Source organism: [Borrelia] turdi (genome assembly GCF_008828755.2).
Lineage (GTDB): Bacteria > Spirochaetota > Spirochaetia > Borreliales > Borreliaceae > Borreliella > Borreliella turdi.
Window position 1 is genome coordinate 576,398 of the sequence record NZ_QBLM01000001.1, and the last position, 16,928, is coordinate 593,325.

Consider the following 16,928-nt stretch of genomic DNA (forward strand, 5'->3'; position numbering starts at 1 on the left):
AAATAGAGCATGGGAATTGAAAAGTTTTTAGGGGGATGATGAATTTGGGGTTATTTGATTTTATACTTTCTATGTTTAGTATTAATAAAGAACTTACTTCTGAGCAAATAAAGCAAAAAAGGTTAAAAGAAGTTAAAATTAGTTTAAGCAGGGTAAGTAATTTTTTTAATGCTTCGAAAATTCAAGCTTTACCTCAATTTTCTAGATTTCTTTATAATTTTTATAAAATTTTTTCTCCCTTAAGGCCATTTGCCCAAAGATATAAAAATTCTAATAAAATTGTTCATTTTGTTGTTGAAAAATATTTAAGTGAAAGCCAGAAGAAATCTTTAGATTATATTTATTCTTTTTCTGCAAGCGATAACATAAATTTTGATTCAGATCTTCCTAAAAAATTACATAATAATTTATCTTATTTGTTTAAAAACATAACTCAAGAACAAATTAAATTGATAGATGAAACTTATGAAGCTTTGCATAATTTTTTTGATTTAGTCTTATATCAATACTATTTGGTTCTTAAAAATTTTGACAGTTTGCTTCCAGAAGATGATTTTGTATATAGGCCTAGATTTAGTTCTATAGGATGTGGGGTTATCATAGATGATCTTAAAGATTTATTAGAATGTATTTCTTGCATTAAGAACATTTCTATTTGGAAAAATCTTTATGACATTATTTTAGAAATTTATGGAAATAAAGAAGATTTTCCTATTAAATCGAATGTCTGGATTAAGATTATTTCTTCTATTTTAGATATAAATAAGAGTAAAGAAATATTATATTTAATAAGATATGTTAGTGGGGATCCGGATTATTTTCCTATTTCTACTAGTCAAAAAATCAATCCAATAGCAAGAATATTTTTTAATGATCTTACCAAGCATGTTGCCACTGAAATTGAAAAGATTAAAGTTTTGCAAAAAAGTAGTAAATCCAAAATATTGGCTGAGCAACTTTTCCCAGGAATATCTTTTTTAAATTTGGATAATTATAATGAAAAAATGAATGAAAAGATTTTATCTAAAATTATGAGCACTACAGGCTATATTTATTGTGAGCTTTTAGTTTATTTGAGAACATACACTATTCATTTTGTTAAAAAAGATCTTAATGATATTATTAATTTGCTTATTATTAAAGGCCAATGGAAGCTTATAGAGCTTTCAAGAGAAATGTCTAATGATATGCATGCCTTAATTAATATTTATGCAAGTCTTATTGATTTTGATTCTAGTTTAGGAGAGCAAGGCGGATATGGTAATAGAATAAATGCATTACTACACAGAGCTTCTGTGGGGGATAAATCTTCAGAGAAATTATTGTTAAACATTATAGCAGATGTTAATAAAAAGGCGTTTGCCATATCAAGTGAATATTATTCTAAAGTTTATTCTATTGAGCAGCGCTTGCAAGATTGTCTTTCAGATTATTCAAAGGTCTCTTTGGAAAGAGAGTTGATTTATAATTGGAAAGAGCTTGATATGGAACTTGTTAAAAGCTATGGAAACAATTTAAACTTTGGAGGTATAATGAAAAATATTTTAGGCAGTTTAGCTTTATTTTTAAAGTTAATGGATTTATATTTGGAGAAAAAATGAATAAATTAAAGGAGTGTTAAATGGCTAGGAAGTGTGAAATAACAGGGAAAAAGACTATGTTTGGAAACAATGTTCCAAGAAAAGGTCTTGCCAAGAAAAAAGGTGGAGCTGGGCAACATATTGGAGTAAAAACCAAAAGAACCTTTAAGGTTAATTTAATAAATAAAAAATTTTTTATTCCAGATCTTGGAAGAAGTGTTAACATTAAGGTTTCTGCTAATGCATTAAGAAGTATTTCAAAGTTAGGACTTGATGTTTTTTTAAAGAAAAACTGCAAAAAAATAGAAGACTTTTTATAAACTTTAATTTTTTAACAATTTTATTTTATTAGAATACTACTTGATATTAAGTATTCCGGTGGATTGTGCGTTATTTTTGAGTCTGTAAATTCAAAATTTTTAAAAAGGCTTGAAATAGTCATGATCGCATTTATGTTTTCTGGAAATATTTTTTTTGATTTATAGCTTTCTAATATTAGATTGAGGCTAGGGGGCCTTTTTTCAAGAAATATGCGCTTTAAATTCTCTTCGAGCTTGAGAGCTTTTTTTATATTTGTAGATTTTGAAATAAAGTAAGATAGTAAAATAAATGAATTTTCTTCTTTATTTATAAAAGGTGTTAAAAACTCACAAAATCTTATTAAATGCTTATTGCAAGTTTTTCCAAAAATTATTGGAATTATTTTTATGTCTTTCTTTATATTGCTAATGAAATTCAATGTGATTTCAATTTTATGATCATTTTCGATTAGTTTATCGTCTATATTTATAAAATTTAAATTTTTTAATAATTTTAATATTTTTAGGTTTACTTTAATATTTTTATTAAAAATTTTCCATATATGATGATTGGATATATTGATTAAAAAATTGCTTTTTGCTTCAGAAATTATAAATACATTATTAGTTTGATTTGATATTATTTTTTTAAAAAAACATTCATTTTTTAAAAAAAACTCATAGTTTCCATAACTTGTTAGGATGGCTTTGTGAGTTTTTTTTTCTGACAACTTTAATGATAAGCTGTTTGTATTATTTGAATAAAATATGTTTTCAACCAAGGAGTTTCTAACTTGTTTTATATATTCCGCCCCTTGATTGCATCTTCTACTGTATTTATTTCCATAAATTCTGTTCCTTTGTCAATGTCTCTATTTGGGTTACCAGAAATGATTATTACAGTATCTTTGTCATTAACAATACCTTGTTCTTTTAATATTTTAAGAGAAGTTACTACAAATTCAGTAGTTCTTTTAAAATTATTGTCTACAAGATTAGAATAAACACCGTAAGACAATGTCAATTCTCTTGCCAGCCTCTCACTATTTGTTGTAATAAATAATGGAACGCTTGCTCTGTAGGTTGCCATTATTCTTGCGGTTTTGCCCTTTAGAGAATCTACAATAATTGCTTTTATATCCAGAAGCTTTGTGGCATCGATTGCACATTTTATAATATAGTTTCTTGTAATGCTTGTATCGTAAAAAAGTTCATCTTTATATAAGGTCATTTTTCTATGTTTTTCAACTTTTTTAGCAATGCTTGTCATCATTTTTACAGCTTCAATTGGATATTTTCCATAAGCGGTTTCTCCAGATAGCATAATTGCATCTGTTCCGTTTAAAATAGCGTTAGCTATGTCTGATACTTCTGCTCTAGTAGGTCTTGGGTTTTCAATCATTGTATGTAGCATTTGAGTTGCTGTAATCACAGGTATTCCATACTTTATGCAGGTTTGTGTTATTTTAAGTTGGGCAATAGGCACATCTTCTGCGGGAATTTCAACTCCCATATCTCCTCTTGCAACCATTATTCCATAAGATGCTTGTACAATTTCTTCAATATTATCAATTCCTTCTTGATTTTCGATTTTGGATATGATTTTTACATCAGGATTTCCAGCAGCATTTAAAATTTTTTTAACATCTTGAACGTCTTTTGAATTTCTTACAAACGAATGGGCAATAAAATCAATATTATATTTTGCTGCAAGCTCAATAAATCCTTTGTCTTTTTCGGTTACTGATTGCAGTTTAAGAGAAATGCCAGGAGTATTGATTGATTTTTTATTTTTAATTTGGCCATCATTTTTAATTTCGCAAATTAATCGGTCAGACAGTTTGCTAACAACAGTCATTTCAAGTTCACCATCATCAATTAGCACTTTAGATCCTTGAGGCACTTCTTGGACAAATCCACCATAATTGGTTTGAAAGCTATTGGGTTCATTAATGGGCGAGATTGAGATAATTACTTTGTCCCCAGTTTTTACAATAATAGGATTTTCAATATTTGCTGTTCTAACTTCTGGCCCTTTTGTATCGATCATTAGAGCTATTTTATTTGAAATTTTTCTAACATTGTCTATTACTTTTATTGTATCTTCGTGTGATTGATGAGCAGTATTTAGCCTTATGACATTTACTCCCGCATCGTATAAATCTTTTATATGTTCTGGTTCGCATCTAAGATCAGATATTGTTGCTACAATTTTTGTTAACTTTGAAATCATAAAGTTCTTCCTCCACTTCTATAAATTTTATGCTTTTTGTCTTTGAATAACAATATTTTATAAAAAATTCAAAACTTTGCTTTACTATATAGCGGTATTTAGTTTTGATTTTTTAATTTTTTTATTAGAGTTTCATCTAGCTTAATATGTAAATTTTTTTCTGTTTTTGGAATTACAAGACCTAGCTTTCCGTTTTTAACTCTTCTTAAATTTTTAACTTGAGTGTAGTAAAGATCCGCTTTTCCTGATTTTTTTGCTAATTTTGTATAAAATACACATAAATTACCAGCAGCTAAAAGGACGTCAAGACAAGGAGTTTTATTTTTTTGACTTTTAATAAAAACATAAGCTCCAGGATAATCTCTTGTGTGAAGCCAATAGTCATTTCCTTTAACACAGTGTCTTAAAAGTTCATCGTTTTCTTTTGCGCTTCTTCCAATAATAATTTCAAATCCACGACAGGTAACCCGCAAGCCTATTTGTGGTGTTTTTTCTTTTTTTTTAATAGCAGTTTCTTCTTGATGATATTCTTCTTTTGGAATGAAATTTTCGATCTTTAACATGGTTATTTTTGATTGGATGAGATTAAATTTGTCTAGATTATCTTTTAATTGATTTTGTATTGTTTTAAAAGAATTTTTGTTTTTTTTATATGTTTTAAAATATTGTAAAGCATTTTCTTTTGGTGATAATGCTTGGTTTAACGATATTTTTATTTTTTCTTTTTTGTAATTTAAGAGAGTTATTTCTTTAATCCCTTTTTGTATTTTGTTAATATTTAATAAAATCAACTCACCTTTTTCTTTTTCATTTTCAATGTTTTCAATTAGCCTGATTTGTTTTTTTAAAGATTCTATTCTTTTTTCTAAAACAATTAACTCTTTTTTATATTTTTTAATAAGCAGTTCTTTTATATTGGTTTCTTTAATTTGATTGCTGAGTGATTCATAGTAATTTTCAAGAAATTCAGAATAAGATGTATAACTTGCATTATTGTATTCTTCTTTTAGGCCCATGTTTTTTTTATCAGATATTTTATTGCTTTCATGTATTTCTTTAGCTTTTAAAAAGATTTCACCCGTTGTTTCTTTGATTTTTGGCCTTCTATAATATACATCTAGTATTTTAAAATTTGGGGTTGTAGCTATTATATTTGGAGAGGATGGCCACAATTTGATAAATAAGATAATTATTTCCTTTTTTAAAATCTCAAGAGAAATTATTCTTTCATTTTTCATTTGGAAAGCTTTTATAATTTTTCCATTTTGAATTTTTGATTTTAAGAAGTCAGAAAATCTTAACTTTAAAGCATTATTTTTGAAATTTTTTTTTGTTATATGGAGTCTGGTAGTGCTTGGATTTAAAGAAATTAATATTTTAATTTTTTTTTTATCAATTTTATTGTAAATTTCTAAAATCAAATTTTTGTAATCTGGTTGTATTATTTTTTTTATTAAAGAGTTTGTGAGAGGAATTTCTTTAATCAAAGTATTTATTTCAACGTAATTCAAAGACATTTTTGTCAAATCCTAATTCTTTAAAGATGTTTATACCTAAGTTTTAAATTTCTATTTTATGTATTAAACTATTACTATTAATAATAGTTTATTTCCATGATATGTAGTATTATGGAAATAAAGTTTATTGGCAATAAAATATTAAATGTGGTTTTGTTAATGGCTTAAGCTTAATAATAAGAGTTCATAGAATGGTAAAAACAATTCTTTTATTGGTTTTATATCCTGTTGTTGTGTTTGCTCAAATATCCGCAAATCAATACTTTGAAGGAATTTATGCTAAATATCAAAATATAGAGGATATGCAAGCGACAATTAATTTCACTTTAAAGGGGTTAAAGCAAACAGGTATTTTATTTTATAAGTTTCCAGACAAGTTTATTATTAATCTAGATTCAAATAATCAAGTTTTTGTAAGTGATGGTGAATTTTTGACTGTTTATGTTCCATCTCTTGGGACTTCGTTTAGTCAACAATTAATAAAAGGTAGCAGTGGGGGAGGTCTTATGAAAGTTTTAAATAGTGAGTACAGCGTGTCTTATACCAATTCTCCAAATCTAGAAGCTCTAGATTCATCTGAGCCTGGAAAATATATTAAATTAACCTTTTCTAGAAAGCTTTACAAGGGGGCCGCTACTATTAATTCTTTTATTATTGCTTTTACTTCGGATGGAATAATTAGAAGAATTACTGCTTATCCTACTAGTGGTGGACGTGAAATAGTTATTGATTTAATTGCCGTGAAGTTTAATGTTGGGATTCTTGATAGCAAATTTAAGTATGATCCTCCAAAATCTTCAAATAAGGTAGATAATTTTTTATATGATATTAAAAAAAATTAAGGTTTAAATCTATGGAAGAAAATGATTTTATTAAATTTGGGAGCTATTTGAGAAAAGTTAGAAACGGTAAAAATTTGACTCTTGAAATGGTAGCCGATGATATTAAAATTTCTATTAAGTATCTTAAAGCTCTTGAAGATTCTAATATTGAAATTTTCCCAAATGAAGTTTTGGCAGTTGGATTTTTGAGAACTTATAGCGAATATTTAGATATTGATTCTAGGTTAATATCAACACTTTTTAAGGATTATAAAAGTAAGCTTAATAATAGTTATATTGGGATTAGATCTGAAGATAAAGTTTCAAATTTAGGATTTTTAGGTGATAATAAAGTACTGGACAAAAAATTGTTTTTTTTAAATTTAGAATCTTTAAGTGTGTTTAAAATCCTGTTGGGAATTGTTGGTGTTGTTTTACTATTGTTTGTGTTTTTTGCCTTTAAAGAAGTGGAAGTTTATTTTAAAAAATTTTTTAAGCTTAGCAAGGATGAGAAGATAATTTCAAATATTCATGAAGTATCTTTTGATAAAAAGAATTTTTGGAATCTTTCTCTTAAAGAGGGAGATTTTTTATCTTTAACGCATGGTGATAACATTGCAAAATATAGAGCATCTTTTATTAGTGATGATTTAGTTATTGTTGATGAGTCTAAAAAAAATAAAGATATTTTTAATTTAGGAGAGTTTAAAGAGATAAATCTTGATGATAATTTGAGAGTCAAAATTATTTATGAGAATTATTATTATGATAAGTCAAAAATAGCCAATGTAAGTCTAGAGTCTTTTGCTTTAAATATTAAATATGTATCTGAAACTAATATTGACAATAGATTTAATATTTTAAATTGGCAGTTTGATGTTAAGGGGGCTGAAAAATTACCAAGTAGCAATTATCTTACCCTATATTCTTCTCAAAAACTTTCAAATGTTGATTTAAAAATCGATTTTTTAAATGATACATTTTTTAGATATGCTGATGAAAACAATCTTTATGGCAAGTCTTTTTTTGCATCCAAAGGGATTCCTATTAATTTAGCTTTTGAAAAATCTTTGATACTATTTTTTTCAAGACTTTCTGATGTTAATATTATTCTCAATGATAGAGACATTACGCCTTTTTTAAAAGAGCAGGGAAAAGAAATTTTTGCGGTTCAATTTTTTTGGGTAAAGACGCCTTCAGGATTTGATCTCAAGGTTTCTGAAGTTTATTAGCAATGGATAAAATAAAAAATTTTTTTTCTAGCTTAAATTTGTCTCAAGAAAAAATTGTTTTTAGCAAAAGTAAAGATCCAATTCTTGTTTTAGCGGGGCCTGGAAGTGGCAAAACTAGAGTTATAATTGCAAAAATTGTGTATTTAATAAAGCATATGAATATAAATCCTAATGAAATTTTAGCTTTAACTTTTACCAATAAAGCTGCAAGCGAAATGAATGATAGGATAAATGATCTTTTGAAATTTGACAAGAAGCTTCATATTCAAACTTTTCATTCTTTTGGGTCTTGGCTTTTGAGGGTTTACTATAAGGATTTTGATAAAAATTATGATTCAAATTTTACAATTTGGGATACTAATGATGTTGCTAGATTTGTCAAAGAAATTGATCTTGCTTCAAATCTTGAAATGGCAAAACATATTGCATCTTTGATTTTAAAAAATAAGGAAAATTTTTTCTTAGAAAAATTTATTGAATTTACAGAAAGGGAATATGAATATATCAAAATTTATGAGGAAGAGAAAGCTAAGAATAATGCTTTTGATTTTTCTGATCTTATTATTAAGCCTGTTTTAATGCTAAGGCAGTCTAAATCCATAAAAGAATCTATTCAATCTAAATTTAAAGTTATTTTTGTAGATGAGTATCAAGATACGAATTATTCACAGTTTTTATTTTTGAAAGAACTTTATTCGGATGGTATGTATTTTATGGTTGTAGGAGATGAAGATCAGTCAATATATTCTTTTAGAGGAGCTAGAATTGAAAATATTCTTGAATTTGAAAAAACTTTTAGTAATGTTATTAAATTTTATTTAGTGCAAAATTATCGTTCAAATTTAAATATAGTGAATATTGCAAATGGGGTTATCTCAAAAAATAAAAATAGGCATAAGAAACAAATAACAACTCAAAATGGTTCTAGTAAAAAAATGAAATTTTTAGTTTTTCAAAGCACATCAGATGAAGCTGAATACTTTTCTAACTTGCTTGTTGCCAATGATATTGATACAGCAATACTTTATAGATTCAATTCCCAATCTTTCCATTTTGAAACATTCTTTTTAAAGAAGAATATCCCATACAAGGTTTTAGGGTCAATTAAGTTTTATGAGAGAGAGGAAATAAAAGATATTATTTGCCTGCTTAGGCTTTTTATAAATAAGAAAGATAAAATAGCTTTTTTAAGAATGATAAATAAGCCTTCTAGAGGAATTGGAAAAACTGCTCTAGCCAAAATAATTAGTGCTTTAAACGATGATGATGTTAATTTTAATTTATTTTGTGCGAGCAAAAAGGCTTTGAGTTCGCTTAAAAATAGAGCCAAAGAGTCTCTTTTATTGTTTATAAATATTTATGATGAGCTGGGTAAGAAATTTTCTAAAGACAATTATATTAATTTATCTGCTTTTATTGAGGATGTTGTAATTAAGTTTGGTCTTTTAGATTATTATAAAAAGTTTGATAAGGATGAAAAATTAAGAAATATTGATGAGCTTATTAATAGTGGAATTGAATATTCAGGTACATTTGAAGGCCTTGCTATATTTTTAGAAAATTCTTCACTTTCCCCTTTAATTTCTGGGGATTTTAAGTCCAATATATTTTTATCTTCAATTCATGGTGTTAAGGGGCTTGAATTTGAGAGAGTTGTGATTTCTGGACTTGAAAAGGGTCTTTTGCCAGCTGAAATTGAAGAATTAACAGAAGATAGGCTTGAGGAAGAGAGAAGGCTTTTTTATGTTGCAATCACAAGAGCTAAATCAGAGCTTATTGTTACTTTAAATTTGAAGCGAGCTTTTAGAGGTTCTTTCAAAAGTACTGCACCTTCCATTTTTTTTCAAGATATTGACAAGAATTTTTATGACGTTGTTTTTATACCCGAGTATTTAAAAGAGAATTTTAATAATTTTTTTATTGATAATAAAAGGGATATTAGATTTAATATTGGGGACTATATAATTTATAATGGAGAAAAGGGAATGATTATTGATAGCTGGTACCAAGGCAATTTCCAGTTTGTTAAAATTAGTTTGATAAATGGTAAGAAGGCCATTTTGAATTCTGAATATATTAAAAAAATTATCAAAGTTTAGAGGTTTATTTTGGAAGATATACATTTAGAAAATAGTTTAAAGTTAAGCTTAGTGAGGCTTAACAGAGAGAGTGAAGATAAATTTATTTTAAAATTTGAGAAAGTTATTAGATTGGTTAATGAAATTTCAAATTTTGATGTTCAAATTAATTTTGATGCTAATAAAAAAAAGGTTTCTACATTGCGTGAGGATAAAGCAAGATTTTCTCTTTCTATTGAATCAATTAAAAAGCTTAGTAACTCGTTTTTAGATGGATATTTTTCATCTCCTAAAATATTAGAATAAGGAGAAGGTCTTGGACTTAAGTAGCTTAACTTTAACCAAAATTCAAGAATTAGTTTTAACTAAAAAATGTAAAATTTATGATATTTTACTTGCTTATAAAAATAATTATGAATTAAATAAAGGTATTAATGGATATATTGAATTTTTTGATGATTCTTTAGAGATTGCAAAAAAGTATGATGATTGTTTAAAAAATTGCGAATTAGAGGATTTGCCTTTAATTGGCATGCTTATTGCTGTTAAAGATAATATTTCAATTCAAGATAAATCTTTAACGTGTGCTTCTGAAATTTTAGAAGGATATATTTCTCCTTATGATGCGACTGTGATTAAAAGGCTTAAGGATAAAGGGGCAATTTTAATTGGTAGAACTAATATGGATGAATTTGCCATGGGCTCTACTTGTGAATTCTCTTATTATGGTGCAACCTTAAATCCTTTAAATAGAGAATATGTTATAGGGGGTAGTTCTGGAGGCTCTGCAGCTGTAGTTGCATCGTTTCAGGCGCCTTTTTCGCTTGGCAGTGATACTGGAGGCTCTGTTAGGCTTCCCGCATCTTTTTCAGGAATTTTAGGCTTCAAACCTTCTTATGGGGGTCTTTCTCGCTATGGGCTTGCATCTTATGCTTCATCTTTTGATCAAATAGGGTTTTTTTCTCATTCTATTGAAGATATTGCTTTAATATTAAAGCATACTTGTGGAGCTGATGAAATGGATTCTACTAGTGTAGACATCTTTGATGATTTTTATCCTTTAAAAATTGAGTCTTTGCAAGGTAAAAATTTAGCCGTAATTAAAGAACTTAGCGAAGATCTAATGGACAAAAATGTTGCAAGTAGTTTTGCCAAATTTAAATTTGATCTTTTGTCCAAAGGTATTAACATAAAAGAAGTTTCAATAAAAGAGATTGATTTTATTTTATCAATTTATTATACAATTTCTCCTGTTGAAGCATCCTCCAATCTTTCTCGTTATACTGGACTTTGTTACGGCAAGAGAATATCAGAGAATTTGAGTCTTAATGATTTTTATTTTAAACATAGGAGTAATTTCTTGTCAGAAGAAGTTAAAAGGCGTGTTGTTCTTGGAAATTATTTATTGTCAGAAGGCTATAATGCCAAATATTATACAAAGGCTTGTGAAATTCTTCAAAATTTAATTATTCCTAAATTTAACAAGCTTTTTGCAAGCTGTGATTTTATTATTACTCCAACAAGTTTTGTTAAGCCTTTTAGAATTGGCTTAGATTTTGATGATCCTGTTAAAATGTATTATTCAGATATTTGTACTGTAATTGCAAATCTTATTGGAGCTCCTGCTATTTCTATTCCTTATGTTAAGGATGAGGAAGGATTATCGATTGGAATGCAAATTATTGGGCGTAGTAAGAAGGATTTTGAACTTTTAAGTTTTTCAAAAAATGTGATTAGGGAATTGGGATTGAATGGAATATAAATTAGTTATTGGATTAGAAATTCATATTCAGTTAGGTTTAAGAACAAAGGCTTTTTGTGGATGTAAGAATGAGTTTGGAGGAGTGCCTAATTCTCGCATTTGTCCAATTTGTCTTGGATTGCCCGGTTCATTGCCAAGTGTGAACGTAGAGCTTATTAATAGCGCAATTTTAGCAGGACATGCTACAAATTCAAAAATTAGACATGTTGTTAAATTTGATAGAAAACATTATTATTATCCGGATTTGCCAAAAGGGTATCAAATCTCGCAAAATGATAAGCCGATTTGTGAGGGAGGAAGCTTATTAATTGAAACTCCTTCGGGATTTAAAAAGATTAACATTATTAGAATTCATATGGAAGAAGATTCGGGCAAGAGTCTCCATTTGCTTGATGGTGAGAATCAAAGTTATATTGATTTTAATCGTTCAGGGGCTCCTTTACTTGAGATTGTTTCTGCTCCAGATATTAGTAGCGGAGATGAAGCGGTTGCTTTTTTAAGTTCTTTAAGAGAAATTTTTAGGTATCTTGATTTGTCAGAATGTAATATGGAGAATGGTTCTTTTAGATGTGACGTAAATGTTAATTTAATTATTAGAGAGAATGGTGTTGAGTATAAAACTCCTATAGCTGAAATAAAGAATTTAAATTCTTTTAAATCTATTAAAGCTGCCATTGAATATGAAAAATTAAGGCAGCAAGATGAGTGGATTAAGTTTAGGAAAACTCTTGATAGTTATGGTAAGCATACTAGAGGATTTGATGATAAAAGTGGGGCAACGGTAATTCAAAGGGATAAAGAGACAGTATCTGATTATCGATATTTCCAAGAACCCGATCTGCCTTTAATAGAAATTGATGATTTTTATATTAATAATATTAAAAATTTAAAGTTAATCGAACTTCCATTTGATGCAAGAGTTAGGCTTAAAAATCAATATGGGTTAAGTGATTTTGATGTTATTACCTTAACATCGGATAAGCACTTGCTTAGATATTTTGAAGAGGCTGCTATTAATGCAAGTGATCCTAAAAAAGTAGCCAATTGGATATTGTCTGAAGTTTTAAGCGTTCTTAATGATAAAGAGATTAGTGTTCTTGAATTTAATTTGCTTCCAAGCTATATTACAGAGCTTGTTGAATTTATTGTTGCTGGTAAAATAAGTGGCAAAATGGCTAAAAAGGTGTTTTTAGAAATGATGGCTAGAGAAGTTCCTGCTTCTGTTATTATAAGTGAAAATCAACTAGAGCAAATAAGTGATGAGCTTGTTATTAAAGAGATTGTGCTTGAAGTTTTAAATGAAAATCCTAAGTCAATTGAACTTTACAAAAAGGGCAAAGATCATGCTATTAAATTTATGATGGGGCAAATAATGAAAAAATCTTCAGGGAAAATTAATCCTATACTTGCAAATGAAATTCTTTTACAAAGTTTATCAAATGTATGATTTGTCATTAATAGATAGTTTGCCAGTTATTAAAAGGGCAAGATTTTTTTATCTTTACGATATTTACGGTAAGAGGTATTTAGATTTATATCTAAATGGTGGAAAAAATTTTTTAGGCTATAGAGTTCAAGGATTAAATCGACTTTTTAAGCAGACTATGTCAAGGGGCTTGATATCTCCTTATCCTTCTGTTTTTAAAAATCAGTTTATCAATTTGGTATTTACTTTTTTTAAAGAGGCTGGATCTGTTTATATTTTTAAGCTAGAACAAGATGCAAAAGAGTTTTTATTTTCTTTAACCGGTAAGGATAAAGTTTTTATGCCTTGGGAAAAGGAAGAAGGAATATATGAGTTTAAAGTAGGATTTAGTGATATTAAATATCCTATGATTTTTAATATTCCTTTGCCTGATTTTATGTCTGTTAGTATTGTGGTTATAGATAATCTTTCTAGAAAAATAGAATTTAAAGATAATTTTGATGCTTTAACCTTGTCTTTGGCCAAACATATGTTAAGCAAGCTTATATTTTATAAAAAAAATCTCAATTTTGATTTTAATTCTTTTACTACATCTTTGTTTAAATTGACTGGTAGGTATATGTTTCCTCTTTATGATGCTTGTTATCATGCTGAAATTTTTGATAAATTTCTTAAATATGGGTATTTAATTAGTCCAAATTTTAGTATTCCATCTATTGTTCCTTTGAAGTTTTCTAAAGGAGATCTGGATAATTTTAAAAAAATTTGTCTTGCTCTTAAGAATGAGTTTATTGATGGGCTTGACAGTAATCCTTACAAATAATACAATTAATAGGATTTATGCATAAAATTTTATGTAAGGGTAATGTGTTATTATGAATAAAATAACTAGTAATGTTACAATTTGGATCAAGCCAAAGACTGTTGAGAAAAAATGGTATGTAATTGATGCGGCAGATAGAGTTTTAGGTAAAGTTGCTGTAGATGTTGTTAAAATTTTAAGAGGTAAGCATAAAGCTTATTATACTCCCCATCAAGATTTAGGTGACAATGTTATTATTATTAATGCTTCTAAGGTTAGGCTGACGGGGAAAAAATATCAACAAAAACTTTACTATAGGCACTCAAGATATCCGGGAGGTCTTTATTCTGACACCTTTAGAACATTGTTAGAGAGAAAGCCTTGTGCGCCTCTTGAGATTGCTATTAAGGGGATGTTGCCAAAAGGCCCTTTGGGGCGCAATCTTTTTAGAAATTTAAAAGTCTTTTCTGGTTCAGAGCATACTCTTAAAGCTCAAAATCCTATAAAACTGGAAGCTAATTTAAGAGAGGTAAAATGAAAAAATCAAATTTTAGCAATGTTAATTTGTCAATGGGAACTGGTAGGAGAAAATCCTCTGTTGCTAGGGTTTATATTAGAGAGGGTAGTGGCAATATCAAAGTAAATAATAGAGACTTTGACTCTTACATTCAACTTGAAAATTTAAGGACAATGGCGCTATCGCCTTTAGTTATGACAAATACACTTGGGAAATATGATCTTTATATTAATGTTTATGGGGGGGGGATTTCAGGTCAATCTGGGGCAATAAGGCATGGCATTTCAAGGGCTCTTTTTGAGCTTGATGAATCTAATAAGATGACTTTGAGATCTAATGGGTTTTTAACAAGAGATTCAAGGAAAGTTGAACGTAAAAAATTTGGGAAGAAAAAAGCGCGAAAAAGTTTTCAATTTTCCAAAAGATAATTTTATTTTTTATACATTGTATATTTTTATTTAAGCAAAAAAATCCCTCTTCTAAAGGGATTTTTTTTGCTTAATGGAATAAAATACGTTTTTACCGTGGTATTCGGCAGTTGTTTCTAATTCTTCTTCTATTCTTATGAGTTGATTATATTTTGCTATTCTGTCTGTTCTTGAGAGTGAGCCTGTTTTAATTTGGCCTGTTCCAAGAGCTACAACAAGGTCAGCTATTGTAGTATCTTCTGTTTCTCCTGATCTGTGGGAAACTATTGCTGTATATCCTGCTTTTTTAGCCATTTCCACAGCTTCAAATGTTTCTGTTAGTGTGCCAATTTGATTAACCTTGATAAGAATTGAATTAGCGACTCCCATTTCAATTCCTTTTTTAAGGAATGAGGTATTTGTTACAAATAAATCATCCCCAACAAGTTGAATTTTGTTTCCAATTTTGTCTGTAAGTTGTTTCCATCCATTCCAATCTTCTTCGGCCATGCCATCTTCAATTGAAATGATTGGATATTTATCTACCCATTTTGACCAATATTCAACCATTTGTTCAGAAGTAAGCTCTTCTTTTGTTGACCATTTAAGTACATATTTTTTTGTTTTAGGATCATAAAGCTCAGATGTTGCTGGATCAAGAGCTATCGCTATATCTTTCCCAGGTTCATATCCTGCTTTCTTTATTGCTTCTATAATCATCTCGCAGGCTTCTTCATTTGATTTTAAATTTGGAGCAAATCCGCCTTCATCCCCAACAGAAGTTGCATACCCTTTCCCATTTAGAATGCCTTTTAGTGTATGAAAAACCTCTACTGCCATTCTTATTGCTTCACTAAAAGTTTTTGCTCCTATTGGCATTATCATGAATTCTTGAAAGTCAACAGAGTTGTCAGAATGTGCACCACCATTAATAATATTGCACATAGGCGTAGGCAAAATGTTAGCTTTGTATGCTCCAAGATATTGATAAACCTTAAGTCCAAGGTAATTAGCAGCAGCTTTAGCTGTAGCCATTGAAACTGCTAAGATTGCATTAGCCCCAAGCTTTTCTTTTGTAGGGGTACCATCAAGTTCAAGCATTTTTCTGTCGATTGCAACCTGATTTAAGGCGCTCATGCCTTCAAGTTCTGGGGCAATGATGTTTTTTATATTTTCAATTGCTTTTAAGACCCCTTTTCCCATATATACAGACTTATCACCATCTCTAAGCTCAACAGCTTCGTTAATTCCTGTTGATGCACCTGATGGTACTGCAGATCTTCCGCAAGTTCCATCCTCTAAAATGACATCAGCTTCAACTGTTGGATTCCCTCTAGAATCAATAATTTGTCTGGCTTTGATTTCATAAATGTGAAAACCCATTTTTCTACTCCTCGTATTATTTACTTTAATGTATGTTTTTAGTATAATGTTAAAAAGTCTAAATGTGTAGTATCTTTCCAAAAGAATTATTTATTGTGAGCTTTGTATATAATCTATGAAAGTAAGGTGTTTGTATTTATTTGTTTTTGCGGCTTTATGTGTTAACAATCTTTTCTCAGATGGTTATTTGATGTATAATTTTGATTTAAGCTTAAATGAATTTTTAGAAGTTTCAACAAGGAAAGACAATTTTGAGCCTATGGTTGATTCTAAGCGTATATTATTGTTTTATCCCCCCAATAAGGAGATTAGAAAAATTTTTGCTGCTTTTGACTTTGATCAGTATTCTAAGAAATATTTATTTAAAAAAAATGAGTACGGAGTTTTTTTTGTCAAAGTTAATATTCCTCATGGCACAAGCGATATAAAGTATAGGCTTATTGTAGACGGTGTTTGGACTAATGATGAGTATAATAAAAATGTGGTTTATAATGAGGATTTAACCCCATTTTCTAAAATTGAGGTTACTAAAGAGAAGGCAAGTTATATTTCTTTGAGAAATCCAATACAATCGTATGATAATAATGAGGTTGAAATTTTTTATATAGGTCGCCCCGGACAAATAGTTACAATAGCTGGTAGTTTTAATAATTTTAATCCTTTTTTGAATAGGCTTGTTGAAAAAGAAGATAATAGAGGAATTTATACTATTAAGCTTAAAAATTTACCCAAGGATAGAATTTATTATTATTTTATTGATTCTGGTAACAAAGTAATAGATAAAAATAATGTTAATAGGATTAATTTATACTTTGTTGAAGGGATTGATAATAAAATAGATTTTGAAGTCTCCTATTTTGACCATAAATAA

General features: G+C 28.4%; 16 protein-coding genes. 12 read left to right on the forward strand and 4 right to left on the reverse strand.

What is annotated here, in order from left to right; translation table 11 throughout:
- The first annotated feature begins 38 nt into the window (after positions 1–38).
- Both DB318_RS02685 and rpmB read left to right on the forward strand, forming a co-directional pair.
- Entirely contained in the window at positions 39–1,601 is a 1,563-nt protein-coding gene (locus DB318_RS02685; protein WP_151060014.1) for a hypothetical protein, read from the forward strand.
- Positions 1,602–1,621: 20 nt separating this feature from the next.
- Positions 1,622–1,900 (forward strand): 50S ribosomal protein L28, encoded by a 279-nt coding sequence (gene rpmB / locus DB318_RS02690; RefSeq protein ID WP_151060013.1) that lies wholly within the window; start codon positions 1,622–1,624, stop codon positions 1,898–1,900.
- A gap of 20 nt (positions 1,901–1,920) precedes the next feature.
- Here the strand turns inward: rpmB and amrB are convergent, their stop codons facing one another.
- The 3 genes from amrB to DB318_RS02705 all read right to left on the reverse strand — a co-directional run bounded on the left by amrB (position 1,921) and on the right by DB318_RS02705 (position 5,629).
- Positions 1,921–2,661 (reverse strand): AmmeMemoRadiSam system protein B, encoded by a 741-nt coding sequence (amrB, locus tag DB318_RS02695; RefSeq protein WP_151060012.1) that lies wholly within the window; start codon positions 2,659–2,661, stop codon positions 1,921–1,923.
- 17 nt (positions 2,662–2,678) lie between these two features.
- Positions 2,679–4,112 (reverse strand): pyruvate kinase, encoded by a 1,434-nt coding sequence (gene pyk, locus DB318_RS02700; RefSeq protein WP_151073484.1) that lies wholly within the window; start codon positions 4,110–4,112, stop codon positions 2,679–2,681.
- Positions 4,113–4,210: 98 nt separating this feature from the next.
- Positions 4,211–5,629, reverse strand: coding sequence for an NFACT RNA binding domain-containing protein (locus DB318_RS02705; RefSeq protein WP_151074257.1), 1,419 nt, complete (start codon positions 5,627–5,629; stop codon positions 4,211–4,213).
- Positions 5,630–5,820: 191 nt separating this feature from the next.
- Here DB318_RS02705 and DB318_RS02710 point away from each other — a divergent pair, with 191 nt between their 5' ends.
- Genes DB318_RS02710 through rpsI form a run of 9 tightly spaced genes read left to right on the forward strand, consistent with a single transcriptional unit; the run spans position 5,821 to position 14,695 of the window.
- Entirely contained in the window at positions 5,821–6,471 is a 651-nt protein-coding gene (locus DB318_RS02710; protein WP_151060009.1) for a LolA family protein, read from the forward strand.
- An 11-nt stretch (positions 6,472–6,482) separates the two neighbouring features.
- A complete protein-coding gene (locus tag DB318_RS02715; protein ID WP_151060008.1) occupies positions 6,483–7,682 on the forward strand; it encodes a BB_0345 family helix-turn-helix protein in 1,200 nt (399 codons plus the stop codon).
- Between the two features lie 2 nt (positions 7,683–7,684).
- On the forward strand, positions 7,685–9,781 hold the full coding sequence (locus tag DB318_RS02720; RefSeq protein WP_151074258.1) for an ATP-dependent helicase: 2,097 nt from the start codon (positions 7,685–7,687) through the stop codon (positions 9,779–9,781).
- A gap of 9 nt (positions 9,782–9,790) precedes the next feature.
- Complete coding sequence (gene gatC, locus DB318_RS02725; RefSeq protein WP_151060006.1) at positions 9,791–10,066, forward strand: Asp-tRNA(Asn)/Glu-tRNA(Gln) amidotransferase subunit GatC; 276 nt, start codon at positions 9,791–9,793, stop codon at positions 10,064–10,066.
- Between the two features lie 10 nt (positions 10,067–10,076).
- Positions 10,077–11,522, forward strand: a complete 1,446-nt coding sequence (gene gatA, locus DB318_RS02730; RefSeq protein ID WP_151060005.1) for an Asp-tRNA(Asn)/Glu-tRNA(Gln) amidotransferase subunit GatA — start codon at positions 10,077–10,079, stop codon at positions 11,520–11,522.
- Positions 11,512–12,969 (forward strand): Asp-tRNA(Asn)/Glu-tRNA(Gln) amidotransferase subunit GatB, encoded by a 1,458-nt coding sequence (gene gatB, locus DB318_RS02735; protein ID WP_151074259.1) that lies wholly within the window; start codon positions 11,512–11,514, stop codon positions 12,967–12,969. The genes gatA and gatB overlap by 11 nt, the downstream gene beginning before the upstream one ends.
- Positions 12,962–13,771 (forward strand): hypothetical protein, encoded by an 810-nt coding sequence (locus DB318_RS02740; protein ID WP_151074260.1) that lies wholly within the window; start codon positions 12,962–12,964, stop codon positions 13,769–13,771. Before gatB ends, DB318_RS02740 begins: the two co-directional genes overlap by 8 nt.
- Before the next feature lie 52 nt (positions 13,772–13,823).
- Positions 13,824–14,288, forward strand: a complete 465-nt coding sequence (gene rplM / locus DB318_RS02745; protein WP_151060002.1) for a 50S ribosomal protein L13 — start codon at positions 13,824–13,826, stop codon at positions 14,286–14,288.
- Positions 14,285–14,695 (forward strand): 30S ribosomal protein S9, encoded by a 411-nt coding sequence (rpsI, locus tag DB318_RS02750; protein ID WP_151060001.1) that lies wholly within the window; start codon positions 14,285–14,287, stop codon positions 14,693–14,695. Before rplM ends, rpsI begins: the two co-directional genes overlap by 4 nt.
- Positions 14,696–14,746: 51 nt before the next feature.
- On the opposite strand, the gene eno is transcribed toward rpsI, so the two are convergent.
- Positions 14,747–16,057: a phosphopyruvate hydratase gene (eno, locus tag DB318_RS02755; RefSeq protein ID WP_151060000.1), complete on the reverse strand. Its 1,311-nt coding sequence runs from the start codon at positions 16,055–16,057 to the stop codon at positions 14,747–14,749.
- Positions 16,058–16,172: 115 nt separating this feature from the next.
- Between eno and DB318_RS02760 the strand changes: the two genes are divergently transcribed.
- Complete coding sequence (locus DB318_RS02760; RefSeq protein WP_151059999.1) at positions 16,173–16,928, forward strand: early set domain-containing protein; 756 nt, start codon at positions 16,173–16,175, stop codon at positions 16,926–16,928.